General features: G+C 67.3%; 20 protein-coding genes. 4 read left to right on the top strand and 16 right to left on the bottom strand.

Features of this window, described 5'->3' with window-relative positions; translation table 11 throughout:
* The first annotated feature begins 25 nt into the window (after positions 1-25).
* Positions 26-796, top strand: a complete 771-nt coding sequence (locus AC5ZH6_RS02695; RefSeq protein ID WP_006369346.1) for a dienelactone hydrolase family protein — start codon at positions 26-28, stop codon at positions 794-796.
* Between the two features lie 14 nt (positions 797-810).
* On the opposite strand, the gene AC5ZH6_RS02690 is transcribed toward AC5ZH6_RS02695, so the two are convergent.
* Positions 811-1,659, bottom strand: coding sequence for an SDR family NAD(P)-dependent oxidoreductase (locus tag AC5ZH6_RS02690; RefSeq protein ID WP_006369345.1), 849 nt, complete (start codon positions 1,657-1,659; stop codon positions 811-813).
* 140 nt (positions 1,660-1,799) lie between these two features.
* On the opposite strand from AC5ZH6_RS02690, the gene AC5ZH6_RS02685 reads away from it, so the two are divergent.
* Positions 1,800-2,537 (top strand): metallophosphoesterase, encoded by a 738-nt coding sequence (locus tag AC5ZH6_RS02685; protein ID WP_006369343.1) that lies wholly within the window; start codon positions 1,800-1,802, stop codon positions 2,535-2,537.
* Positions 2,538-2,970: 433 nt separating this feature from the next.
* On the opposite strand, the gene AC5ZH6_RS02680 is transcribed toward AC5ZH6_RS02685, so the two are convergent.
* The 9 genes from AC5ZH6_RS02680 to AC5ZH6_RS02640 all read right to left on the bottom strand — a co-directional run bounded on the left by AC5ZH6_RS02680 (position 2,971) and on the right by AC5ZH6_RS02640 (position 15,064).
* Complete coding sequence (locus tag AC5ZH6_RS02680; RefSeq protein ID WP_496168391.1) at positions 2,971-5,238, bottom strand: solute carrier family 23 protein; 2,268 nt, start codon at positions 5,236-5,238, stop codon at positions 2,971-2,973.
* 165 nt (positions 5,239-5,403) lie between these two features.
* Positions 5,404-5,853, bottom strand: a complete 450-nt coding sequence (locus AC5ZH6_RS02675) for a DoxX family protein (protein WP_006369339.1) — start codon at positions 5,851-5,853, stop codon at positions 5,404-5,406.
* 93 nt (positions 5,854-5,946) lie between these two features.
* The gene (locus AC5ZH6_RS02670) at positions 5,947-6,966 is read right to left on the bottom strand and encodes a YdcF family protein (protein ID WP_035727552.1); all 1,020 of its coding nucleotides are present in this window, start codon (positions 6,964-6,966) and stop codon (positions 5,947-5,949) included.
* A gap of 224 nt (positions 6,967-7,190) precedes the next feature.
* On the bottom strand, positions 7,191-8,696 hold the full coding sequence (locus AC5ZH6_RS02665; protein WP_050955249.1) for an NAD(P)(+) transhydrogenase (Re/Si-specific) subunit beta: 1,506 nt from the start codon (positions 8,694-8,696) through the stop codon (positions 7,191-7,193).
* Positions 8,697-8,731: 35 nt separating this feature from the next.
* Positions 8,732-9,037 (bottom strand): NAD(P) transhydrogenase subunit alpha part 2, encoded by a 306-nt coding sequence (locus AC5ZH6_RS02660; protein ID WP_006369335.1) that lies wholly within the window; start codon positions 9,035-9,037, stop codon positions 8,732-8,734.
* Entirely contained in the window at positions 9,037-10,122 is a 1,086-nt protein-coding gene (locus AC5ZH6_RS02655; protein WP_035727547.1) for an NAD(P) transhydrogenase subunit alpha, read from the bottom strand. The genes AC5ZH6_RS02660 and AC5ZH6_RS02655 overlap by 1 nt, the downstream gene beginning before the upstream one ends.
* A gap of 279 nt (positions 10,123-10,401) precedes the next feature.
* Complete coding sequence (locus AC5ZH6_RS02650; protein WP_006369333.1) at positions 10,402-11,649, bottom strand: cutinase family protein; 1,248 nt, start codon at positions 11,647-11,649, stop codon at positions 10,402-10,404.
* A 58-nt stretch (positions 11,650-11,707) separates the two neighbouring features.
* On the bottom strand, positions 11,708-13,291 hold the full coding sequence (locus AC5ZH6_RS02645; RefSeq protein ID WP_496168388.1) for an alpha/beta hydrolase family protein: 1,584 nt from the start codon (positions 13,289-13,291) through the stop codon (positions 11,708-11,710).
* 150 nt (positions 13,292-13,441) lie between these two features.
* Positions 13,442-15,064, bottom strand: coding sequence for a molybdopterin-dependent oxidoreductase (locus AC5ZH6_RS02640; protein ID WP_006369331.1), 1,623 nt, complete (start codon positions 15,062-15,064; stop codon positions 13,442-13,444).
* Positions 15,065-15,193: 129 nt separating this feature from the next.
* Here AC5ZH6_RS02640 and AC5ZH6_RS02635 point away from each other — a divergent pair, with 129 nt between their 5' ends.
* Together AC5ZH6_RS02635 and AC5ZH6_RS02630 are read left to right on the top strand one after the other, a co-directional pair.
* The gene (locus AC5ZH6_RS02635; protein ID WP_006369330.1) at positions 15,194-16,663 is read left to right on the top strand and encodes an FAD-binding protein; all 1,470 of its coding nucleotides are present in this window, start codon (positions 15,194-15,196) and stop codon (positions 16,661-16,663) included.
* Positions 16,664-16,759: 96 nt separating this feature from the next.
* Positions 16,760-17,731 carry an alpha/beta hydrolase gene (locus tag AC5ZH6_RS02630; protein WP_006369329.1) on the top strand — a complete coding sequence of 324 codons (972 nt, stop codon included), beginning with the start codon at positions 16,760-16,762 and terminating at the stop codon, positions 17,729-17,731.
* A 36-nt stretch (positions 17,732-17,767) separates the two neighbouring features.
* Here the strand turns inward: AC5ZH6_RS02630 and AC5ZH6_RS02625 are convergent, their stop codons facing one another.
* The 6 genes from AC5ZH6_RS02625 to AC5ZH6_RS02600 all read right to left on the bottom strand — a co-directional run bounded on the left by AC5ZH6_RS02625 (position 17,768) and on the right by AC5ZH6_RS02600 (position 23,263).
* Entirely contained in the window at positions 17,768-19,144 is a 1,377-nt protein-coding gene (locus AC5ZH6_RS02625; RefSeq protein WP_006369328.1) for an MFS transporter, read from the bottom strand.
* Between the two features lie 90 nt (positions 19,145-19,234).
* Entirely contained in the window at positions 19,235-21,484 is a 2,250-nt protein-coding gene (locus AC5ZH6_RS02620; protein ID WP_006369327.1) for a heavy metal translocating P-type ATPase, read from the bottom strand.
* Positions 21,481-21,657, bottom strand: coding sequence for a hypothetical protein (locus AC5ZH6_RS02615; RefSeq protein WP_006369326.1), 177 nt, complete (start codon positions 21,655-21,657; stop codon positions 21,481-21,483). Before AC5ZH6_RS02615 ends, AC5ZH6_RS02620 begins: the two co-directional genes overlap by 4 nt.
* Before the next feature lie 7 nt (positions 21,658-21,664).
* The gene (locus AC5ZH6_RS02610; protein ID WP_006369325.1) at positions 21,665-21,868 is read right to left on the bottom strand and encodes a heavy-metal-associated domain-containing protein; all 204 of its coding nucleotides are present in this window, start codon (positions 21,866-21,868) and stop codon (positions 21,665-21,667) included.
* 46 nt (positions 21,869-21,914) lie between these two features.
* The gene (locus AC5ZH6_RS02605) at positions 21,915-22,208 is read right to left on the bottom strand and encodes a metal-sensitive transcriptional regulator (RefSeq protein WP_026920394.1); all 294 of its coding nucleotides are present in this window, start codon (positions 22,206-22,208) and stop codon (positions 21,915-21,917) included.
* Positions 22,209-22,375: 167 nt separating this feature from the next.
* A complete protein-coding gene (locus AC5ZH6_RS02600) occupies positions 22,376-23,263 on the bottom strand; it encodes a hypothetical protein (protein WP_006369323.1) in 888 nt (295 codons plus the stop codon).
* Between the last annotated feature and the right edge of the window lie 104 nt (positions 23,264-23,367).

The following is a 23,367-nucleotide window of genomic DNA, read 5'->3' as shown; positions in this document are numbered from 1 at the left end:
ATCCACTCTGATCGAAAGGACAACGATGACCGAGACCACCGGAGAGATGATCACCATCACTGCGGCCGACGGGCCCGCCGAGGCGTACATGGCGCGGCCGGTGTCGGCCGACGCCGACGCCACCTGGCCCGGAGTGCTGTTTCTCATCGACGCGATCGGTCTGCGTCCGCAGATCGAGACGATGGTCGATCGGATCGCCTCGTGGGGCTATGTGGTGTTGGCGCCCAACCTGTTCTATCGCAGCGGAAGTGCCGCCGAAACCTCTCCGGATGGGCCGCTCCTCGACGATGACAGCCGCGCCGCCTTCTTCGCCGGAGTGCGACCCCGGATGCAGGCACTCACCACCGACCTCGCCCGGCGTGATCTCGCCGCGTACCTCGATGCGCTGCACGCGCTACCCGGGGTGCGCCCGGGGTCCGTCGGTACGACCGGGTACTGCATGGGCGGACGGCTGGCGTTGTTGGCCGCGGCCACACGTCCCGATGATGTTGCCGCCGTGGGCATGTTCCACACCGGCGGTGTGGTGACCGACGCTGCAGACAGCCCGCATCTGTCACTGCCCGACGTGCGCGCCGAGGTCCTCGCGGTCCACGCCGATCATGATCAGTCGATGCCCCCGGAGGCCATCGCCCAGTTCGAGCACGCGCTGACCTCGAGCGGCGTGATCCATCATGCGAGCGTGTATCCCGGTGCGGCGCACGGCTACACGATGGCCGACACCGCACCGTACAACCACGACGCCGCCGAGTACCACTACGCCGAGCTACAGAAGCTGTTCGACCGTACGCTGCACTGAGCCCGCGCCGAACGTCACAACCCCTGACGTTCCCGCTGGCCTGCGACGAAACGCGTGGCCATCGTCTGCATGAGCCCCGGTGAGATCCGCGAGAACCGCCAGGCCATCCGGGCCTGCGCGGGCACCACGAGCAGCGGTTGATTGCGCCCGATCGCCCGAAGGGTGTCCGACGCCAGGCGATCCGCCGGATACGGCGTCCGAATCCCTTGACCCGACAGGTAATACGTCCGCCCGGTGAAGCCACCGACGCCGTCGGCGTCGAGCATCGGCGTTTCCACCGCGGCCGGGCAGACCACGAGCACACCCACCCCGTGCGCGGCGGCCTCGGTCCGCAACGCCAGCGACAATCCGACGATCGCGTGCTTACTCATCACGTAGCTCGTGAGCAAGCCGGCCGCGGTGAGCCCGGCCATCGACGCGGTGTTGACGATGTGGCCCGATCCCTGCCGGATCATGTGCGGATATGCCGCGGTGACACCGTGTACGACGCCGCGGATGTTGACGTCAATGACCGCATCCCACTGCTCGGCGGTGAGTTCCTCGGTGTTGCCGCCCAGTGCGATCCCGGCATTGTTGAACATCAGATCGATGCGTCCGTGGTCGGCGACCACCGAGTTCACGACGGACCGTACGGCGTCGGCGTCGGTGACGTCGAGACCGACGGCGCGGGCGTGTTCCGATCCGGTCGATTGCGCTGTTCTCGTCGCTGCCTGCTCGTCGATGTCGGCGCACCACACGTGGGCGCCGGCACTCGCGAGAGCCCGGGTGAAGGCCGCGCCGATCCCCGACCCGCCGCCGGTGACGACGGCTGTTCGGCCCGCGAACGCGTGATCGTCTCGATCTGCCTGCCGACGTCGCCTCATCGGCCAACCTTGACAGTGGGCGCATCCAGTGTCAATGACGTGGGTGCTCTCCGACACACCCGGCGCTGCGCGTTCGCCCCTCGGCGCGCTCGCGTGATCTGATGCGGCTAGCCTCAGGGTCAGTCGACAAGGGAGTGTGAGTGTTCGTCGTTGCCCATATCAGCGACCTCCATTTCAACGGAACACGGTTCAACCGTGCCCGGATCGAGTCGACCCTGAGCTACCTCAACGCGCGTGCCGACGGCATCGACGCGTTACTGGTCACCGGTGACATCGCCGATGAGGGCACGCCACGCGAGTACGTCGAGGCCTACCGCGTCCTGGACTCACCGCTGCCGACGCTGGTCACCGTCGGCAACCACGACCTGCGCGAGAACTACAGCGAGGTACTCGGCAACGAGCGCAGCACGGCACCGGTCAACTCCTCGTTGCTGGTCGACGACGTGCTGCTGCTGTCGGTGGACAGTTCCATCCCCGGTCGCAACGATGGCTACCTCGACGACGAGACCCTCACGTGGATGTCGGCGCAGATCGACGCCGCCGGCGCCGACACCCGCGTCCTGGTGGCCTTTCACCATCCCCCCGTCACCATCGGCATGACCTTCATGGACACGATCCGCCAAACCGGTGAGGAACGTCTGGCCGAGCTTGTCGCGACCCACCCGAACATCGTCGGCTTCGTTTGCGGTCATGCACATTCGGCGTGCGTCACCCGCTTCGCCGACCGGCCCCTGGCCATCGCCCCGGGCGTCGCCTCCACGCTGAACCTCCCGTTCGAAGGCACCGAGATCATCAACCGAGGCCAGCCACCGGGCATCGCATTCCACCTGATCGACGGCGACCGCCTCATCACCCATTTCCGCTCGGTGATGTTCTGAGCCTGCCATCGATGGGTGAGGCGTGACGTCCCCCGATGGTCGATGCGTATCCCCCGATGGTCGAGGTGCGAGCCGCGTGCGGCGAGCCTCGAGACCACTTGCCACAGAGCCGGTTCCGACACCAGGCACGCCGAATACTCTTCAGCACAAGAGGTCTCGAGGCTCCGTCGCTAACGCTCCTCCACACCTCGACCACCGGGAGAAGCCCCCGATGGTCGAGGTGCGAGCCGCATGCGGCGAGCCTCGAGACCGCCTGCCACGGTGCCGGTTCCGACATCACGCACACCGAATACCCTTCAGCACAAGAGGTCTCGAGGCTCCGTCGCTAACGCTCCTCCACACCTCGACCACCGGGAGAAGCCCCCGATGGTCGAGGTGCGAGCCGCGTGCGGCGAGCCTCGAGACCGCTTGCCACGGTGCTGGTTTCGGATCACTAGTGGTCGACGACCGGCTCACGCTCCAGCATACGGCTGACGTGGTGTCCCACGCCGGCGGCGTGCAGCCCGGTCTGCGACACCTCGTAGACGCGGCCGGACCGGATGTCGAAGTACAGACCGATGATCCGCAGGGAGGATTCGGCGGCGGCGCGGCCGGCGAGGTGGTGCCGGCTCAGGGTCTCGACCTGTTTGGCGACGTTGACAACGGCGAGCTGGTCGATCTCGGTGAAACCCATGGCGGCAGCGGCCCGTCCGGCCGGATGCCCCAGACGCATCGCGCTCACACTGGGCACCCCGTGGCGCAACCACCGGGCGATCGACGTATCGGCGGGAGCGGAATCGGCCTGCTGATGCAACGCCCGCATCGCGCCGCAGGACGAATGTCCGCACACCACCACCGAACTGACGCCGACCTCGGTGATCGCGAAGTCCAGGGCGGCCTCGATCGAGCAGTCCGCGTGATCACCGGTCGGCACCAGGTTGCCGACGTTGCGCAGGGTGAACAGGTCACCTGGGCCGCTCGAGGTGATGATGTTGGGCATGATCCGAGAATCGGCACAGGTCAGGAAGAACGCGTCCGGCTCCTGATAGTCCACGACGTCGGACAGGTGGCCGCGCAGGACCTCGGCGTGATCGCGGTGGTACTCGGTGACACCGGCCATGATCGAGCGCAACGGCGCCGGAACCTCGGCGACCTGCTCGTCGTCGGCGACGGAGGATCGACTACGCCACGGGGTCAGGCCGACGATGCCGCCGGTGTGGCGTCGCGGCGGAGCCTGCCAAGCGTGTTCGATTCGGGCACGGCCACGTTCGAGGATGATCACCTCACCACCGGCCGCGCGGCGGGCCCGAATCCAGTCCTCGAGCATTTCCGATGCGGCGTGGTCGAGGAAGTCGGTATCGAGTTCGATCGTGACGGGTGCACCCTCCGGAATGCGGCGCAGCAGGCTGTTCATCCGGGGCAGCGACAGGAAGCTCAGCGAGCCTCGCACTCGGACGATGTGGCGGCCGTCGGGCTGCTCCTCGGTGTGGGTGTCGGGGCGGATGACGCGCCACAGCACCAGGATGACGGCCAGCGCCAGACCGATGGCGACGCCCTCGAGCAGATTGAGGAACACCACGGCCGTCACCGTGACGCCGTAGACCCACAGATCCCCGGTTCGCAGAGCGGTTTTCATGTGCGCGAGCTTGACCAGCTGCATGCCGATGACGACGAGCAATCCGGCGAGCGCGGCGGTCGGGATCTGCTCGACGAGCGCGGTGAGGAAGACCGCGAAGACGAACACCCACACCCCGTGCAGGATCGCCGACCACCGCGTCCGCGCTCCGGTCGCGACGTTGGTGGAGCTGCGCACGATCACACCGGTGACCGGCAGTCCACCGAGCACACCCGACACCATGTTCGCGCTACCCTGCCCGAGCAGTTCTCGGTTGAAGTTGCTGCGCGGACCGTCGTGCATCTTGTCCACGGCGACCGCCGACAGCAGCGACTCGACACTGGCGATCAGGGCCACCGTCAACACGCCCAGAATGAATGCCGACCAGTTCCCGGTGGGGAGCTCGGGAAGCGCAATGGACTCGAAGAAGTTGCCGTCCAGCGTGATTCGTTTGACGTCGAGGCCGGCGATCAGCGCCACCAGGGTGGCGAGGACGATCGCGCCGAGCGGCCCGGGGATCTTGCGGACGGTCGCGGGCAGCCGTGGCCACGCCAGCAACGCGGCGATGACGAGAAGCCCGATCGACGCCTCCGCGACGTTCACGTCGATCAATTGATCAGGTAATCCGGTGATGTTGGCGACCGCCGAACTCGACGAATTCCCGCCGAGCAACACATGGATCTGCTGCAGGGCGATGGTGATTCCGATTCCGGCGAGCATTGCGTGCACCACGACGGGAGCGATCGCCAACGCGGCACCGGCTATTCGACTGAGCCCGAACAGGATCTGCAGCACCCCGGCACAGACCGTGATCGCGCAGGTGACCTTCCATCCGAAGTTGGCGACGAGCTCGGCAACCACCACCGTCAACCCGGCCGCCGGACCCGAAACCTGAAGGGGGCTACCGCCGATCGCGCCGGCGACCACACCGCCGACGACTGCTGCGATGAGCCCGGCCATCACCGGGGCACCCGAGGCGATCGCGATTCCGATCGACAGTGGCAATGCCACGAGGAACACCACGAGCGACGCCGGTAGGTCGTACCGGATCACTTCTCGTATGTCCGGCCCGGAATGTGTGTGCGATCGATCCCCGATTTTTGGCATGAATCCGAAAGTACCGATAGCGGGTTACGTCCGTGTTGACCGATACGGGCGAAATAGGGTGAGAACAGCCGAAATACGGTGACGATTGTGTTTGACGTCACCGTAATTCGGGCTCGTGATATGAGATTGGCGTCGCGAAGGCGACAAACAAAAGAATGCTTTGTATCAATTCCGTCGACGGAGTCCGACGACGGTGAGCAATTCGGGCCGACGCAATACCAGGCCGACCCACAGCAGCACCCCGAGATATACCGCGAACAAGGTACTGCTGAACAAGGGCGACTCGATGCGCATGTTCGCCGTGACCGCTCCTCCGAGGTACGCGGTCAGCCCGAGGGCCCCGAGAACGGCGGTACGCGGGACGAGGAAGACGATCAGGCACACGGCGAGAACGATTCCCATCACGGTCGCCTGTCCGATCGGAAAGCCCAGCGACGCCATCGAGTCGACGACGGCCTGGGGCCGGGTCAGTTTGCCTGCGACGTCGAAAACCAGGAACGCTGTCACCACGACGGTGATGACGATCCCGACGATACGAGCGGGTCGTCGCGATTCGGTGGTGGCGTCGGGGGTGGCGGTGGTGCCGACGGCGGTGGTCGAGTCGATGGCGTTCATGATGTCCTCCTGGGTGGTCAACCCCGCCCTGGTGGGGGTTGGTACCACTAGAGACACCTCGGCACTCCCGAACTCATCGGTCGACCGACCGCGCTACTGTCCGCCGCTCGACCCCGACTCCAGTAGCTGCTTGAGGATCTTGCCGCCGATGTCGTCGATGAGACCCGGTCCGACGTCGGGTAGCTGATCCGAGGGGAGTAGCGGGGTTCGGCTCGCCGGGATGCCCGCGGTGCGCGTGGCCTCGACGCGGATACCTGTCTGCTTGTCCTTGGGTAGCGGTGTCGCGTTCTTCGCGAGATCGGTGTCGGTGGTGATGGATTGCACCACACGCAGCCCGGTCGCAGCGAAATCGGCCGCCGCGCGACGGATGTGGTTGGGCGAGGTGGCCAGAACCACGTCGCTGATGCCGCGTGCGGCCAGGAGCTTGGCGGTGTTCTGCGCGTTGGCGACAGTGGATACCGAGGAGTCCTCGGTGAGGATGCGCGAGGCATCGATCCCGTTGTCGGTCAGCCACTTCTTCATCACCGCAGCCTCGGTGACCCCGTTCTGCGGCTTGCCGCCGGTGACGACGATCGGGGCTGTCGGAATCGCTGCCGCCTCGGCCTTGCCTGCAGCGAGGCGCTTGATCAGCTCCGGTGCGGGCTTGCCCTGTGGCGACAGCCCGAAGCCGAGGATGACGATGGCCGGGTTTCCCGACACCGTCGTGGGTTCGGTGCTCGGCACGATGGCCGCGGCCGCGGTGACCCCGTCGATGATGGAACGAGCGGTCTTGGCCAGCAACGGATTGATCACCGACAATCGATTCACCGCCGCCTTCCCGACCGCGATGTCCGACACCTGATCGGCCCAGATGGCTTGCAGCGCCAGCGATTGCCCGTCGGCCGGCGACAGTGTCAGCGCCTGCTGCAGGTCGGTGAGACCGGCCGGCACGTCGCCGGCGGAGAACTTCTGCTGCGCGGCGTTGTAGAGGGTGGCCGGGTCGACACTGACCGCTGCTGTCGTCAGGTGATGCTCCGACGACGACGGCAGGGTACCGACGACGACACCGGTGATCGCCGACGCCGCCAGGACGACGACCGTGGTTCGACGGAACCTTCTTTTCACTCTGGTCACACCAGTCACTGGAGTAACAGTAGGGCCAGGTGGGTGCTGCTGCCAGCCGGAGCCGGTCTCATCTCGATAACCGTCGGTCTCGGTTCGACAACACCGACACACGACAGCACCGACACACGACAGCACCGACACACGACGACGCCCCGCCCGGGTGACACCGCGTCTGTCATGACTCGCGGGGTCGCTCCGCAGGCGGGGCGTCGGGAAAATGCGGTCAGGGCTCCTTACAGAGCCTTGAGCTCCTCGATGACCGAGTCGACGGACTTCTTGGCGTCGCCGAACAGCATGGAGGTGTGATCGAGATAGAACAGCGGGTTCTCGATGCCGGCGTACCCGGAACTCATGCCGCGCTTGAGCACGATCACCGATCGCGCCTGGTCGACGTTGAGGATCGGCATGCCGTGGATCGGGGAGCCCGGATCGTTGCGCGCCGCCGGGTTGGTGACGTCGTTGGCGCCGATCACGATCGCGACATCGGTGCGAGCGAACTCGCCGTTGATGTCGTCCATCTCCTTCATCGCGTCGTAGGGCACATCCGCTTCTGCCAGAAGCACATTCATGTGTCCGGGCATACGGCCGGCGACTGGGTGGATGGCGTACTTGACCTCGACGCCCTTGGCCTCGAGCAGGGTCGCCATCTCCTTGACGGTGTGCTGGGCCTGCGCGACCGCGAGACCGTAACCCGGCACCACGATCACCTGGTTGGCGTAGGCCATCTGGATCGCGGCGTCGGCGGCCGAGGTCGCCTTGACCGTGCCGCCCTCGGCTCCCCCGCCACCGACGCCGGCGTCGTCACCGCCGCCGAACGCGCCGAAGATGATGGCCGGGATCGACCGGTTCATCGCCTTGGCCATCAGGTTGGTGAGAATCGACCCCGAGGCACCGACGATCATGCCGGCCACGATCATCGCCTGATTGTTGAGCGCGAGACCCGCGGCCGCTGCCGACAGACCCGTCATCGCGTTGAGCAGCGAGATGACCACCGGCATGTCGGCGCCGCCGATCGGGAACACCACGAACAGGCCCATCACACCGGCGACGACGAGCAACGCCACGATCCAATACCACGGCGTGGCCGACGTCGAATCGGCCGAGACACCGATGTAGACGGCGATCGCGATGGCCGCGATGGCCAGCACGATGTTGGCGAACTGGAAGGCCTTGGCGGCCTTGACCAACTTCTTCTCGAAGTTCTTGTTCAGCAGCTCCTGCAGCTTCGCGAACGCCACCAGCGAACCCCAGAACGAGATCGAACCGATGATCGCCGCGAACAGCGACCCGACGATGACGTGCACGTCGGGTGTCTCGTGCAGGTGGGTGAAGCCATCGGACTCGATGTACTCCGACCACGCGATCAACGCGACGGTGCCACCGCCGACGCCGTTGAACAGCGCCACCAGCTGCGGCATCGCGGTCATCTTGGTCTTGAGCGCCGGCGGAATGCCCAGCACCACACCGACCACCAGGCCGACGACGATCAGAATCCAGTTGATACCCGGCACCCCGGCATCGCCGGCGTTGTTGTAGACGCCGAGCAGGGTCGCGACGATGGCGATCCCCATACCGACCGCGGCGATCCAGTTGCCACGCACCGCGGTCTTCGGACCGGTCAAGCCCATCAGACCGTAGATGAACAGGGAGAACGCGACGATGTAGAGGGCGGTGACGCCGTACCCGAGGGCCTCGGAGACCTGCCCGGAGTCGCCGCTGAAGTTGGCAACCGCCGGAATGTAGGGAACGTAGGTAGAAGCAACGACGGTGGCGCTCACTTGGTGGTCTCCTTCTTACCCTTGAACATGCCCAGCATGCGGTCGGTGACGGCGAACCCGCCGACCACGTTGAGCGTTCCGAACACCAGCGCGACGAACGCGATGATGCGCACACCCCAGTTGGCGTCGGCGGGCAGCGATCCCAGCACCACCAGCGCACCGAGCACGACGATGCCGTGGATGGCGTTGGTCCCCGACATCAGCGGGGTGTGCAGGGTGTTGGGGACCTTCGAGATGACGGCGAAACCCACGAATCCCGCCAGGACGAGAATCGCGATATTGGCCAATAGTTCGGTGTACATCAGGCCGACACCTCCTTGTCGCGGGTCACACACGCGGCGGCAATGACCTCGTCCGCGAAATCCGGTGCCAGCGCCCCGGATTCGTCGAGCATCAGATCGATCAGAGCGAACAGGTTCTTGGCGTAGAGCTCGCTGGCGTGCTCGGGCATGGTGGCCGGCAGGTTCAGCGGCGAGGTGATGGTGACGTCGTGTTTGACGACGGTCTGCCCGGGCTCGGTGAGCTCGCAGTTGCCGCCGGTCTCCCCGGCCAGGTCGACGATCACGCTGCCCGGCTTCATGCCCTCCACCGCAGCGGCGGTGACCAGGCGCGGAGCCGGCCGACCCGGCACCAACGCGGTGGTGATCACCACGTCGAAACCCTTGATCGCGTCCTCGAGCGCCTGCTGCTGCTGGGCCCGTTCGTCCTCGGTCAGCTCTCGGGCGTACCCGCCCTCACCGGCGGCGTCGATACCGAGATCGAGCCACTGGGCACCCACCGAACGCACCTGCTCGGCAACCTCCGGCCGCACGTCGTAACCGGTGGTCCGCGCACCCAGACGCTTGGCCGTGGCCAACGCCTGCAAACCGGCCACACCCACACCGAGGATCAGCGCCGTCGCCGGCTTCACCGTGCCCGCGGCGGTGGTCAGCATCGGGAAGAACCGCGTGGACAGATCGGCGGCCACGATGACCGACTTGTAGCCAGAGACGTTGGCCTGCGAACTCAGCGCGTCCATCACCTGTGCACGCGAGATACGCGGGATCGCCTCGACGGCGTAGGCCTCCACCCCCGCATCGCGTAGCGCACCGATCTTGTTGTCGGCGTTGCGCGGAGCCAGGAAACCGATCAGTTTCTGACCACTGCGCAATTTGCCGATCTCGGCGTCGGAGGGTGGCGATACCCGCAACACCACATCGGCCGAATACGGATCACCGATCGTCGCCCCCGCGTCGACGTATTCGGAATCCGGGATCAGCGCCCCGAGACCGGCCCCCTCTTCCACGATCACGGGGACCTTCTTGCCCACCAGCGACGCGACGACCTTCGGGACCAGCGCCACACGACGCTCTCCGGAGGCCGTTTCGCGCACGACACCCACACTCATTGCTATTCGTTGTCTTTCGTTGTCGTCGGTTGTCAGCGACTCATCACGTTGCGACTTGTCAGGTGTGCATCGACGACGACGACGAACGATCGGCCCGGTCGGTGCGCTGATCGGCCGTGCCGCAGCGATGCGGTCGGGGTGGGGCAACGGATTGCGTCGCCACCTGAGAAAAACGTGCGACGAACATAACATGACCTCAGCTGATGCTGATCAACGGCGTTGACTTGCTCACTTTTTCTTGACTCGGCGCATGCCGGTCGGGTTTGCCTCTCGAAGCGGTCAGTGAGCGGGCCGACCGAGCGAGGCGAACAGCGCCGCGAGTTCGGCGGGCGTCGGCAGCCGCGGCGGTTGCCGACGGCGGTCGGCCGGGCGCGTCAAGCCGATCTGCGGCTGCACGGTCGGGGCCGGGTGCGCGCGGCGCTGGGCTGCCCTGGCATCGGGGTCGGTGACCGGGACGTCCCAGCGCAGGCGCGCGGACAGCGATTGCTGCACCTCGCGCGGGGTCGGCACGCGGTTGCCCGCGGCGTCGGTGGACGGCTGTCCCGGTTCGGGGACCGGAATCAGGCGATCGAGTGTCTCGTCGAAGTTCGCCGGGAGTGGCACGCCTTCCTTGCGCAGCCACATGCCCCAGGGGTTGCCGCCGTCGAGGACGACGTAGGTGGTGTTGCCCGACGACCAGGTGCGTTCGACGGGGAACTTGTTGACCTGATCGCCGAACTTGCCGTGGATGGTGGCGCCGGGTGCGAGGTAGAACGCCCAGCCGAGTGGATCGGCGATCGGATTGGCCATGTCGCACACCAGATCTCCCTTGATGCAGTAGGAGATGACGCGGGTGCTACCGGTGGCGGCCGGGTCCCGCGGGCCGTTGGTGTAGGCGCCGGGCAGCACGCTCGGGAAGACGTTCTCGGCCCCGGTGTCGGGGAATCGGGTGTCGGCACCGGTCACGACGACGACGTTGCTGTCGGGGATCGCGCCGGGAATCCCGGCGGCGTACCGCTGGTGGAGCAGATAGGCGATGTTCATCGCGACCGCGGAGCCCTGTGAGTATCCGCTGAGGACGATGGTTCCCTTGCGTCCCTGGGCAATCCACGCCCGCTGGGCGTCGGCGAGGCCGGTGGCGGTGCCCTCGTCGACGGAGGTGTTGTACGCGTCATGCCCGACGATGCCCACCGGTCGGCCGGCGACGGTGAAGCCGAATGCCTCGGGGTAGTCGACGATCTCCACGTTCGGCCGATACGGGTCGAAGAAGCCGAGGCCGACGGTGCGCCCGTACTGATCGGCGCCGGCCGGTGCGGAGCCTCCGACGATGTCGTGGGCGCGGATCGGGTCGAAATCGGTGGTACCGGGCGCCAGGACGACCGTCGAGTCACGACCGAGATCGGGCGGCAGCCAACTCGGCTGCCGGCGGATCGTCGGTAAGCCGTCGTCGGTCGCAGCGCTCGCCGGGACGATTCCCGCGGCCATCGTCATGACTGCACACACGGCCGCGGCACACACCGCGGTGACACCCACGACGACCCGACGCACGCGACCCACCTTTCAACCGGCCCCCGCGGCCGACCCTATCGGTGTCGGCGGGTCGGCGCTATCGGGCCGAGGTCGTCGTGGGCGTGTCGTCGGAGTTCGACTGGGATGACCCGGTCTGCAGCAACTCGTTCTGCGGCGACTCGTTCTGGGGCGACTCGGTCTGGGGCGTCGTTGCCGTGACACTTGTCGTTGTCGGCGCAGTGGTGATCGGCGCAGTGGTGGTCTGCGCAGTGGTGGACTGCGCAGTGGTGGCCGTCGGGGCCGCCGAGGTGGTGGATGGTTGTGCGACAGTCGTTTCGGCCGAGGTGGTCGCAGCTTGGGGCGACGCAGCCTGGGTCGACGCCGCCGAGGTGGTCGCGCTTGTGCTCGCCGACGCCCTCGATGCCGACTTGTTCGATGCCGTCGGCGCGGGCAGCACCGAGCTGTAGTCGGCCCGGCACGCCGACGGGGTGGCGGCGCAGGTGTCGGGGTCGTGCACGGGGACGTCGAGGCCGAGCCGCGCGTAGAGGAGTTCCTGCAGTTCTCGCGGCGTCGGTACCTCGTAGGCGCTCAACTGTTGTCGGAGTGCGTCGGGCATCGGGATGCGCAGGTCGGCGAGGGTCGACCGGTGACCGGGCATGGGCACCGGCACGAGGGCGCTCAGGACGTCGTCGACTTCTTTGGGGACCGGAATCCCGAGGTCGCGCAACATCATTCCCCAGGGATTGCCGCCGTCGTAGACGATGTAGGTGGTGTTACCGCTGTCGCTCTTCCACTCCTTGGCAATGGAGTACTCGTTGATCCGGTAGGTCAGGAAGGCGTGCACGTAGAACCCGGGGAGCAGATAAAAGAACGTCGAGACGGGATTGATCAGCGGGTTGCCGACGCCGCAGGTGGCATCGCCGCGCACGCAGTAGGAGTAGACCGCGATGTCGCCGGTGTCGGCGGGGTTGCGGTCGCCGTTGGTGTACATGCCGGGCAGAACGCTCGGCACGACGTTCTCGACCCCGGTGTGCGGGAAGCGTGAGTCGGCGCCGACGATGACGGCGAGCTGGTCGTCGGGGATGTCACCGGTGCCCTGAAGGTTCTTCTGGTGCAACAGGTATGCGACGTTCATCGCGATCGGCGCGCTTTGCGAGTAGCCGTTGATGACGACCGTGCCCGCCGGTTTCTGGGCGTGTGCGGTTTCGGCATCACGCACCCCGTTGATCGACCCGACCTCCACCGAGTGGGTGAAGGTGTCCGAGCCGGCGAGATAGATCGGGAAGCCGAACGGGTCGATGCCGAACGCGGCCGGATAGGAGACGATGTCGATCGACGGCGCGGCGTGCGGGTCGACGATCGTCTTGCCGTCGGCGTCGGTGGTGACGCCGCCGAACAGTCCGATACCGAGGGTCCGTGCGGTCTGGTCGCTGCCGTCGTAGTCGGTGGTACCGGGGATCAGGACGACCACGTCACCGTTGTCGAGGTGCGGCGCCCACGGAGGTGTCTCGATGATGGTCGGCTTCGCCTGATCGATCGTCGCCGGCGGGTTGATGTCGGGGAAGACGATCGGCCCGATCTGCAGCGCGTGCGCCATCCCCGGCTGAAAGCCCGGTTGTACGAACATGATCGCGGTGGCGAACGCCACCGCGACCGTCAGCATCGAGCGCCGCATACGCATGTGTCTCCCTGAGAGATCCGTCGTCGAACCGGCGAACCGACAGCTCATCGGCTCGCGAGCGCGCCCCCGCCCGCGTCGAGAGGTGAGTGTAATGGGAGGGCGCCGCGATGGCCGCGTTTGTGCGCTTTCGCGACGCGGGGGTGCGCCTTCTCAGGAAATGGAGTAGGTCCGCGAATCCAGGCCGGTCGCGCCGTCGGGCACCGGGTCGGCGGTCGCCGAGGTCTGCACCTGTCCGTCCTTGCCGATCGCCCGACACGTGACGGTGTGCTGCCCGGCGCCGGCCTGCCACACGTACTTCCACGGCCGCCAGGTGTCGTCGCTGTAGTCGGTGGCCAGCGTCGCCTGCTCCCACGGGCCGTCGTCGATGCGGACCTCGACGCCGGCGATACCGGTGTGTTGATGCCAGGAGGTACCGGCCAGGACCACTTGTCCGGCAGGCAGATCCGAGCTCGACGGCCGGTCGATGCGCGAGGAGATCTTGATCGGTCCCAGCTGTGACCACCCGCGCGAGGTCCAGTACGCCTGCGCCTTGTCGAAGCTGGTGAGCTCCCAGTCGACGACCCACTTGGTGGCCGAGACGTATCCGTAGAGACCCGGGATCACCTGCCGCACCGGATAGCCGTGCTCGACCGGCAGCGGCTGTCCGTTCATCCCGATCGCCAGCAATGCGTCCCGGTTGTCGGTGATCGCCGATACCGGTGTGCCGCACGTCCATCCGTCGGAGCTGGTGGAGTACAGCATGTTCGCGCCGGGGCGCACGCCTGCGCGGTCGAGGAGGTCTTTCATCCGGACCCCGAGCCAGCGCGCGTTGCCGATCAGGTCGCCACCGACCTCATTGGACACACACGTCAGGGTGACCAGCCGTTCGGTCATGGGCATCGCCAGCAGGTCGTCCCAGGAGAGGGTGAACTCGTTGTCGACCATGCCGTGCACCCGCAATTGCCAGTCGCCGGTGGTCAACTGCGGGACCTGCAGGGCGGTGTCGATCCGGTAGAAGTCGGCGTTACCCGTGACGAACGGGGTCGCGCCCGGTACCCCGATGTCGGCCGACGCCGGCACCGGCGGTGCGGGGGAGGCCGGGGCGGGCAGCCGCAGCGCGTTGCGGTCGGCGATGGTCTTGGCGGCACCGGCGAGCAGCGTCCGTCCGAGCGCGCCGACGGCGACGGCGGCCGCGGCGATCCCGGCGGCGGTGAGGACGAAACGACGTGAGGCGGGCGCGTGCAGCACTCCGGGGCTGTCGTCGGAGTCCTCGGACGGGGCTGTCTGGGCCCGGGCCGTTTCCGCGTCGGCGTCGAGGATGCCGACGAGTATCCGCAGGGCGATCACCCCGGCCGCACCCGCGAACAACGACGGCAGCATGTACGTCGCCGACGCCCCGGGGCGTCCGAGGGACGCGACGACCCCGACGATCGCGAAGACCACGATGACGATCGATCCGATCGGTGGTCGGCGGCGTTCGGCCACCCCGCACACTCCGGCAAGGATCGCGATGACCACGCCCATCACCACGAACAGCGCCAGTTTGTCGGAGGTGCCGAAGGTACTGATCGCCCACTCCCGCATCCACAGCGGCGAGTGGTCGACGACGCTCGATCCGACGGCGAAGTACGGCGAGGATTCCGGTGAGATGAACGCGGCCACCAGTTCGCCGACCCCGAGCGCGGCGGCGACGGCGATGATGCCGGTGAGCGCGTTCACCGGAACCGGCACGCGCCGTCCGGGTGCGTGCCGGACGGTGTCGGGGTCGGGGTCGAGTCCGGAGGCCACACCCATTGATACGCCGAGAGCGGCGGATGTGTCGTCGAAAGGCGGCGCGGGGTCGGTCGGATGCCGGACCCGGCCGTGGCCGAACGACCCGGCAATACTAGAACGTGTTCTATTTCGTGGGTTAGGCTGATGACCATGGCAGCGGACACAGCGATCCCCGACACCGTCGCACTCGGATCGGTCGACGAATTCAGCGACGAGGTCGACGTGGTGGTCGTCGGCCTCGGCATCGCGGGCGGATGCGCCGCGGTGGAGGCGGCCACCGCAGGCGCACGCGTGCTGGTTCTCGAACGCGCAGCTCAGGCCGGCGGGACGACGGCGCTGGCCGGCGGCCACTTCTACCTCGGTGGCGGCACGGCCGTCCAGCAGGCGACCGGCTTCGAGGACTCCGCGGAGGAGATGGAGCGCTACATCACCGCGGTCTCACGCGATCCCGAGCCGGAGAAGATCCACGCCTACTGCGTCGACAGCGTCGATCACTTCGAGTGGCTGGAGAATCTCGGCTTCGCCTTCGAGCGCAGCTACTACCCGGAGAAGGCGGTGGTCCAGCCCGAGACGCAGGGGCTGATGTACACCGGCAACGAGAAGGTCTGGCCGTTCAAGGACATGGCCAAGCCCGCACCGCGCGGCCACAAGGTGCCCGTCCCCGGTGACACCGGCGGTGCGGCGATGGTCGTCGAACTACTGGTGAAGCGGCTCGCCGAACTCGGCGTCGAGGTCCGGTACGAGACCGGTGCACGCAATCTCGTCGTCGACGACGAGGGTTCGGTTACCGGCGTGGCGTGGCGCTCGATCTCCGGCGAGCACGGAGTCATCGGCGCCCGCGGGGTGATCATCGCCGCGGGTGGCTTCGTGATGAACCCGGCGATGGTCGCCGAGCACGTGCCGTGGCTGACCGAGAAGCCGTTCGTGTTGGGCAACACCTACGACGACGGGCTCGGCTTGCGGATGGGGGTGTCGGCGGGGGCCGTGCTCAAGCACATGGATCAGGCGTTCTGCACCGCGCCGGTGTATCCGCCGTCGATCCTGCTGACCGGGATCGCGGTGAACAAGAACGGCGACCGATTCGTCGCCGAGGATTCCTATCACTCCCGGACGTCGGCTTTCGTTCTCGAACAACCGGATTCGACGGCGTACCTCGTCGTCGACGAAGCGCACATGAAGCGTCCGCGGATGCCGTTGGTGCCCCTGATCGACGGGTACGAGACGGTCGCGGAAATGGAACAGGCCCTGGGCATTCCGTCGGGGAACCTGCAGAAGACCCTGGACCGCTACAACACCCACGCGGCCGAGGGCAAGGACCCCGATTTCCACAAGTCCGCGGAATTCCTTGCGCCACAGGATCACGGGCCGTGGGCGGTGTTCGACATGAGTCTGGGCAAGGCGATGTACGCGGGCTTCACCATGGGCGGGATGGCCACGTCGGTCGACGGTGAGGTCCTCGGCGCCGACGGCTCCCCCATCGCGGGCCTCTATGCGGCCGGGGCGTGCGCGGCCAACATCGCGCAGGACAGCAAGGGTTACGCCAGCGGCACCCAGTTGGGTGAGGGCTCCTACTTCGGCCGGCGGGCCGGCCGGCATGCCGCGGGGCGCCGAATCGAGTAGTGCATTACGCATGTCCTCGACGGTGCGCGGTGATGGACTTCTCCACGTCCGCTCGCCACCCCGAGGTCACCCGGCGGGCCTACCCGAGGTTGTCGCATGCGTTGGAAGAGAGTGGTTCCGATTCTGGTGGTGACGCTGATCGCCGTCGTCACCACTGCCGCATGGTCGGTCGGCCCCGCGTCTGCCGCGCCGGGCCGGATCGTGTCGTCGGAGGCGATCGGCTCCCACCAGCTTCTGCTGAGCGTGTTCTCACCGTCGATGGGCCGATCCATCCCCGTGCGGGTGCTGCGTGCCGCGGACCGGCGGCCGGTTCCGCGCCTGTATCTCCTCAACGGGGCAGGCGGTGGTGAGGACTCTGCGAACTGGGTGGAGCAGGGCAACGCTCCCGCGTTCTTCGCCGACAAGCCGGTCGATGTGATCATCCCGATGGCCGGTGCGTTCAGCTACTACACCGACTGGCAGCGCGACGATCCCACTCTCGGCCGCAATCGCTGGGAGACCTTCCTGACCCGCGAGCTGCCCGCTGCGCTGGACGGGATTCTGTCGAGCACCGGCCGCAACGGCATTGCCGGACTGTCGATGTCGGGGAGCGCGGCGCTGTCGCTGGCCGAACGCGCCGGCGACCTGTACTCGGCGGTGGCGTCGATGAGCGGTTGTCCCAACACCAGCGGGCTGCTCGGGTCGGCGTACGTGCGCGCCACCGTCGAAGGGCGCGGCGCCGCCGACACCACCAATATGTGGGGGCCACCCGGCAGTCCCGACTGGGTTGCGCACGACGCGCAGATCAACGCAGAACGTCTGCGCGGCAAGGCCGTCTTCGTGTCCTCGGGTCCCGGTGTACCCGGCCAGCACGACAACGTCTCCGACGCCCAGCACATCCAGATGATCCTCGTCGGTGGACCCATCGAAGCGGCCGTCGACGAGTGCAGCCACCGGTTCGTCGCCCGCCTGGCCGCCCTGGGAATCGGTGTCACGACGTATTTTCCGCCGACGGGCACACATTCGTTCGCCTACTGGAACGACGCGCTGGCGCGCGCCTGGCCGGTCCTGGCGAGCGGATTGCGGTGAGCCCGTGTCCGGGCGCCTGCCACCCTCAGAGTGGTTTCAGTGTCCTTGACCACCAACGATGTTGACGTCGGTGAGTGTCCGGCCGGTGGTCAGCGGCCCGAACACATAGATGGTGGCTGCGACGATCGCCATCGCCGCGGCGACCACGGTGAACAACCACCCCGCGCCGCTGTGATGGAACAGCGGCACCAGGATGAACGGCATCAGCCCGCTGGACAGTCGGGACAGTGAATACGTCCAACTCGTCGCGGTACCCCGAAGTCGTGTGGGGAAGATCTCGGCCTGGTAGACGTGATACGAGTTCGAGAAGACGTTGCTCGCGGCGGTGTAGAGGAAGCCGAACACGATGATCATCGCCGTCGTCCCCGAAATGCCGAACAGGACGCCGAAAACCGCCATCGTGATGGCCGAGCCCACGATGAGGTACTTGCGTTCGAAGCGCTCGATGAGCGGCAATGACACCAACGAGCCGATCGGGTATCCAATGTAGGTCACCGCCAGGAATCCCAGACTGTCGACGATGTCGTACCCCTTGGCGGCCAACACGATCGGGGCCAGGGTGCCGAATCCGTAGTAGCCCCAGGTCTGGAAGAACTGGAACACCGCCATCATCAGGGTGCGGGGCCGGACCGCACCGTCGAACAATTCCCGCAGTGCACCGCCGTGCTGGGTCGACGGCGTCGACGGCGACGGATCCGGCAGCGGCAGTCCCCGCTCCCGCGCCTCGGTCTCGAATCCCGTGACGATCTCGTCGGCCTCGGTGTCGCGCCCGACCGAGGACAACCACCGTGGCGACTCCGGGAGCCCGCGACGCAGAACGAAGATGATCACCGCCCCCAGCGCACCGATGATGAACAGCCAGCGCCAGCCCTCCAGTCCGAGCGGCTGCAACGGTACGAGGTAATGACCGAGGAAGCCGACCAGCGGAACACCGACGAAGGACAAGGTGTATGCCCACGCCGTGTACCTGCCACGTTCGGTGGGTGGCAGCATGTCGCCGAGATAGGTGTCGCTGACCGGGGGTTCGGCACCGATGCCGATCCCCGAGAGGAACCGACAGATCACCAGCATCGTCGCGTTCGGGCTGAACGCCGCGAGCAGGGTGAACACGGAGTAGGTACTCATGCTGAGGAGAAAGGCGCGGCGACGGCCGAGGCGGTCGGCCAAGCGGCCCAGCGTGATCGCGCCGACGAACATACCGAGGAAGGCCGACGCGAGCAGGAGCGTCAGCGCGTTGCCGCCGAGGCTGAACTGCTTCTTCAGCACCGAACTCAGCGTGCCGGCGAGGAAGACCTCGTAGATGTCGAAGAACAGTCCGAAACCGATGACGACGGTCGCGCGACGGTGCAGCGGTGTGATCGGCAACCGATCCATCCGCGCGGCGATCGAATAGGTTTCGGCAGGGGTGGACACGCCCGCACGCTACTCCGGCGACTCCGTTGACGATGTCGAACTCCCGATTGTCGGATTCGCCGGGTATCCACCGGATTTCGGCCCGTTCAGTCAGCGCGTGTGCGGCCGAAAACCCCGCAGTCGCAGGCTGTTGGCGACCACGAAGACCGACGAGAAGGCCATCGCTGCTCCGGCGATCATCGGGTTCAGCAGTCCGGCCGCCGCGATCGGCAACGCGGCGACGTTGTATCCGAAGGCCCAGAACAGGTTTCCCCGGATGGTGCGCAGCGTGCGCCGCGAGAGCGCGATGGCGTCGACCACCTTGCGCAGGTTACCGTCGACGATGGTGAGGTCGGCGGCGGCGATCGCGACGTCGGTTCCGGTACCCATCGACACACCGAGATCGGCCTGGGCGAGCGCGGCGGCGTCGTTGATGCCGTCACCGACCATCGCCACCGTCTTACCCTGACGCTGGAAGTCCTTGACCGCGTTCACCTTCTCCTCGGGCCGCACCTCGGCGATCACCTGGTCGATGCCGACCGCGCCGGCCACGAAACGCGCCGCTCCCGCGTTGTCGCCGGTCAGCAGAACCGGCGTCAGACCCATGCGTTTGAGTTCCGAGATCGCTTCTCGCGATGATTCTTTCACCGTGTCGGCGACGACGATCACCCCGTACTCGGTCGAGTTGTCGCCCTCGATGCCGACGATCACCGCGGTCGCTCCCCGTTCGTGGGCGGCGTCGAGTGACTGCCGCAGCGGCTCGGGTAACCGCTCACCGAGTTCCCGGGGGCTGCCGACACGGACCTTCTCGCCGCCCACGATCCCGCCGACACCGACCCCCTCGGTGCTGATGAAGTCGGTGACGTCGCCAACCGGAAGATGCTGGGCGGCAGCGACAATGGCCTTGGCGAGGGGGTGTGCGGATGCCGACTCGACGGCTGCCGCAGCCGCCAGGATGCGATCGCCATCGACTCCGTCTGCGGGCTGGATCTTCTCGACCTGCATGACGCCGGTGGTGACGGTGCCGGTCTTGTCGAGCAGCACGGTGTCGATCCGGCGGGTCTGTTCGAGAACCTCGGGGCCGGTCAACAGAATTCCCAATTGCGCACCACGACCGGTGCCCACCATCAGCGCGGTCGGCGTCGCCAATCCCAGCGCGCACGGGCATGCGATGATCAGCACGGAGACCGCCGCGGTGAACGCGAAGCCCACCGGCGAATCCGACGCGACCGCTGCACCCAGCCAGAATCCCAGTGCGGCAACGGCAATCGCGATCACCACGGGCACGAACCAGGCGGAGATCCGGTCGGCGAGGCGCTGCGCCCCGGCCTTGCCGGCCTGGGCGTCGGCGACCATCCGGGCCATCTGGGCCAGGGCGGTGTCGGCGCCGACGTGGGTCGCCCGCACCAGCAGCCGGCCGCTGGTGTTGATCGTCGCGCCGACCACCGAGTCGCCGGGGCCGACCTCGGTCGGCATCGACTCCCCGGTCACCATCGACGCGTCGACCGCCGAGGCGCCGCCGACGACGACGCCGTCGGTGGCGATCTTCTCGCCGGGTCGCGCGACGAATTCGTCGCCGACCGCCAGCTCTGCGATCGGAATCCGCTGTTCGACGCCGTCGCGCACGACGGCAACATCCTTGGCGCCCAGGCGCATCAGGGCGCGCAGTGCGTCACCGGCGGTGCGCGTCGCGCGCTTCTCCAGATATCTGCCGAGGAGCAGGAAGGTCGTGACACCCGCGGCGGCCTCGAGGTAGATGTTGGCGCCGCCGTCGCCGCGTTGTGGGATCAGGTCGAAGCCATGGGTCATGCCGGGTTCGCCTGCGGTGCCGAGGAACAGCGCGTAGAGCGACCACCCGAAGGCGGCCAGCGTCCCCATCGACACCAGGGTGTCCATGGTGGTGGCGCCGTGCCGCAGGTTCACCCAGGCGGCGCGGTGGAACGGCCACGCGCCCCACACCACCACGGGTGCGGCGAGCGTCAACGACAGCCACTGCCAGTAGGTGAACTGCCACGCCGGGACCATCGCGAGCACGACGACCGGAATCGTCAACGCGGCGCTGATCAGCACTCGGGTACGCAGTGCGTCGAGGTCCGGGTCGGCGTCGGGGTCGGCGTCGTCGGCCCCCGACGGGCGGTCATCGACGGGCGCGGCGTCATATCCCGCGGATCGGATGGCCGCGATGAGTGCGGCGGTATCCACCTCGGAGGGATGGTCGATCTGGGCGCGTTCGGTCGCGAAGTTGACGGTGGCGTGCACGCCGTCGAGTTTGTTGAGCTTGCGCTCGATGCGGTTGGCGCACGACGCGCAGGTCATCCCCTCGATGTCGAGGTCGATGCGTTCGGTGGTGGGTGCGGTCATCGGTGACCCCCATGGAGATCGGTGGTGGTCGAATGATGTTCGGGCACCGGTACTCCCGCGTCGGGCGCGACCGCATGCCCGACGGCGAACGCGATGGCGAACACCGCCGCGAGCGCCACCAGGAAGGCGGCGACCCGCACGACGGTGTTCGACGCGACGGTGTTCGGGATCATCTGCGGGTCACACCAATTGGTAGCCGGCTTCGGTGACGGCGCGGGCGACCGCCTCGCGGTCGAGGGGTGTCTCGCTCGTCACCTCCACCCGTCCCGAATCGACGGTCACGTCCACGTTCTGCACACCGGGGATCTCCTCGATCTCCTCGCGGACCGACGCGGCGCAGTGGCCGCAGGTCATGCCGGTGACGGTGTAGGTCTCGCTCGCCATGAGCACGCTCCTTTTCAAGGTGTAAATGCTTGTCGAACAGTGGTTTTCAGGACTTGACCAGACGGGCAATCGCCTGCACTGCCTCGTCGACCTTGGCCTTGCCCTCGGCGTCGCCTTCCTGGGCCGCCCGGACCACACAGTGATTCATGTGCTCCTCGAGCAGGCCGAGACTGACCGCCTGCAAGGCCTTGGTCATCGCCGAGACCTGGGTCAGGATGTCGATGCAGTACTTCTCTTCTTCGACCATCCGCTGCAGACCGCGGGCCTGTCCCTCGATCCGCCGAAGGCGACGCAGATAGTCATCCTTGTTGCTGATGTAGCCGTGTTCGGCGTGATCCATGATGTCCTCCTCGGGCACCGTGTCCTGATACCCCCTACAGGTATACGCCCCCGGGGCGGCACACGCTACCCCCCTAGGGTATGCGGGAGAGGAGGGTCACGAAGAGATGAGCGCCGTCGACGCAGTGGAGAGAGCGCCGTTGGCGGAGAGAAGGGCGCTGTCGGCGGTCAGTCGCGCCGCAGCGCGGCGGCCAGTCGCGACAGAGCTGTCGCGACGTCATCAAGAGCGTCGCCGACCTCGGTCAGGCCCAACGTCGGCTGCAGATCGTGCGCCGGGGCAGATTCCTGCGCCGCGAACTCCGAGGGTGCAGGCGTCGGAGCGGTAGCCACGTACGGCTCGTCCGGCGCGAAGGTGGGCTCCGGACGCGAGGCGGGGACGTCGAAGCTGTGGCGTCGGCCGTGGTAGGGGGTCTGATCGTGCGGGGGCGCCGAGTCGGTGGACCGACGGCCGCCCCGATAGTCCGACTCCCCGACCATCGGCGGCTCGGACCTGGAAGGTTCCGGCCTGAAGGGTTCGGGGCGGGAGGGTTCGGGGCGGGAGGGTTCGGGGCGGGGCGGCTCCGGCATCCGATGCGACCCGCGGGCACCGGCCCCTGCAACCGGCAGGTCACCGGTGGACGGCCCGTGGGATCCGCTCGGACCCGGTGCCGTGCCCTGCGTCGAATACTCGGGCCCGGGCGCCGAGGAGTGCAGCCCGGCATGGCCGTGACCGCCCGCGGCCATCCCCGACATCGCGGTCGGTGCGTGACCATTGGATCGGACGTAGAGGTGCGGCCCGGGGTGGCCGTGGAAGTACAGGCACGGGGCGTTCTCCAGCGAGCGCACCGGGCACGGATTGCGTTCGATCAGCGACTGCGCGTGCGGGTCGAAGTCGTTCCACTCCAGCCAGAATCGCCGATCATTGCGCGGCGACGTGCTGCCGTCGGTGGCGTGATTGCCGCGGTGACCGATCGGCAGGCGACATTCGAGCATCCACCCGGCCGACTCCGGGAGTCCCAGCGCGCGGCGTTCGGCAGCCGTACTGACCACCGTCGACCAGCAACCCTCGCTGTCCATCGAACCTCCCATTCGCGCGGTCCGACCGCGCTGTGCCCGGTGGGTCCACGCGTCGTCCACCGAGGGCGGACCGGCCGCACCGACAGCCTGCTCGTCACCATGTG

The sequence above is a fragment of the Gordonia sp. YC-XJ4 genome, assembly GCF_059511865.1.
Note: the sequence above shows the minus strand (reverse complement) of the source record. Positions and strands in the feature narration are given on the sequence as shown.

Excerpts from the sequence above, each read along its gene's own strand:
- AC5ZH6_RS02645 (WP_496168388.1), bottom strand. The coding sequence starts at position 13,291 with ATGCGTATGCGGCGCTCGATGCTGACGGTCGCGGTGGCGTTCGCCACC.
- AC5ZH6_RS02600 (WP_006369323.1), bottom strand. The coding sequence starts at position 23,263 with ATGGACAGCGAGGGTTGCTGGTCGACGGTGGTCAGTACGGCTGCCGAA.
- AC5ZH6_RS02695 (WP_006369346.1), top strand. The coding sequence starts at position 26 with ATGACCGAGACCACCGGAGAGATGATCACCATCACTGCGGCCGACGGG.
- AC5ZH6_RS02690 (WP_006369345.1), bottom strand. The coding sequence starts at position 1,659 with ATGAGGCGACGTCGGCAGGCAGATCGAGACGATCACGCGTTCGCGGGC.
- AC5ZH6_RS02660 (WP_006369335.1), bottom strand. The coding sequence starts at position 9,037 with ATGTACACCGAACTATTGGCCAATATCGCGATTCTCGTCCTGGCGGGA.
- AC5ZH6_RS02675 (WP_006369339.1), bottom strand. The coding sequence starts at position 5,853 with ATGAACGCCATCGACTCGACCACCGCCGTCGGCACCACCGCCACCCCC.
- AC5ZH6_RS02610 (WP_006369325.1), bottom strand. The coding sequence starts at position 21,868 with ATGGCGAGCGAGACCTACACCGTCACCGGCATGACCTGCGGCCACTGC.
- AC5ZH6_RS02605 (WP_026920394.1), bottom strand. The coding sequence starts at position 22,208 with ATGGATCACGCCGAACACGGCTACATCAGCAACAAGGATGACTATCTG.
- AC5ZH6_RS02640 (WP_006369331.1), bottom strand. The coding sequence starts at position 15,064 with ATGGGTGTGGCCTCCGGACTCGACCCCGACCCCGACACCGTCCGGCAC.
- AC5ZH6_RS02630 (WP_006369329.1), top strand. The coding sequence starts at position 16,760 with ATGCGTTGGAAGAGAGTGGTTCCGATTCTGGTGGTGACGCTGATCGCC.
- AC5ZH6_RS02655 (WP_035727547.1), bottom strand. The coding sequence starts at position 10,122 with ATGAGTGTGGGTGTCGTGCGCGAAACGGCCTCCGGAGAGCGTCGTGTG.
- AC5ZH6_RS02620 (WP_006369327.1), bottom strand. The coding sequence starts at position 21,484 with ATGACCGCACCCACCACCGAACGCATCGACCTCGACATCGAGGGGATG.
- AC5ZH6_RS02635 (WP_006369330.1), top strand. The coding sequence starts at position 15,194 with ATGGCAGCGGACACAGCGATCCCCGACACCGTCGCACTCGGATCGGTC.
- AC5ZH6_RS02615 (WP_006369326.1), bottom strand. The coding sequence starts at position 21,657 with ATGATCCCGAACACCGTCGCGTCGAACACCGTCGTGCGGGTCGCCGCC.
- AC5ZH6_RS02680 (WP_496168391.1), bottom strand. The coding sequence starts at position 5,238 with ATGCCAAAAATCGGGGATCGATCGCACACACATTCCGGGCCGGACATA.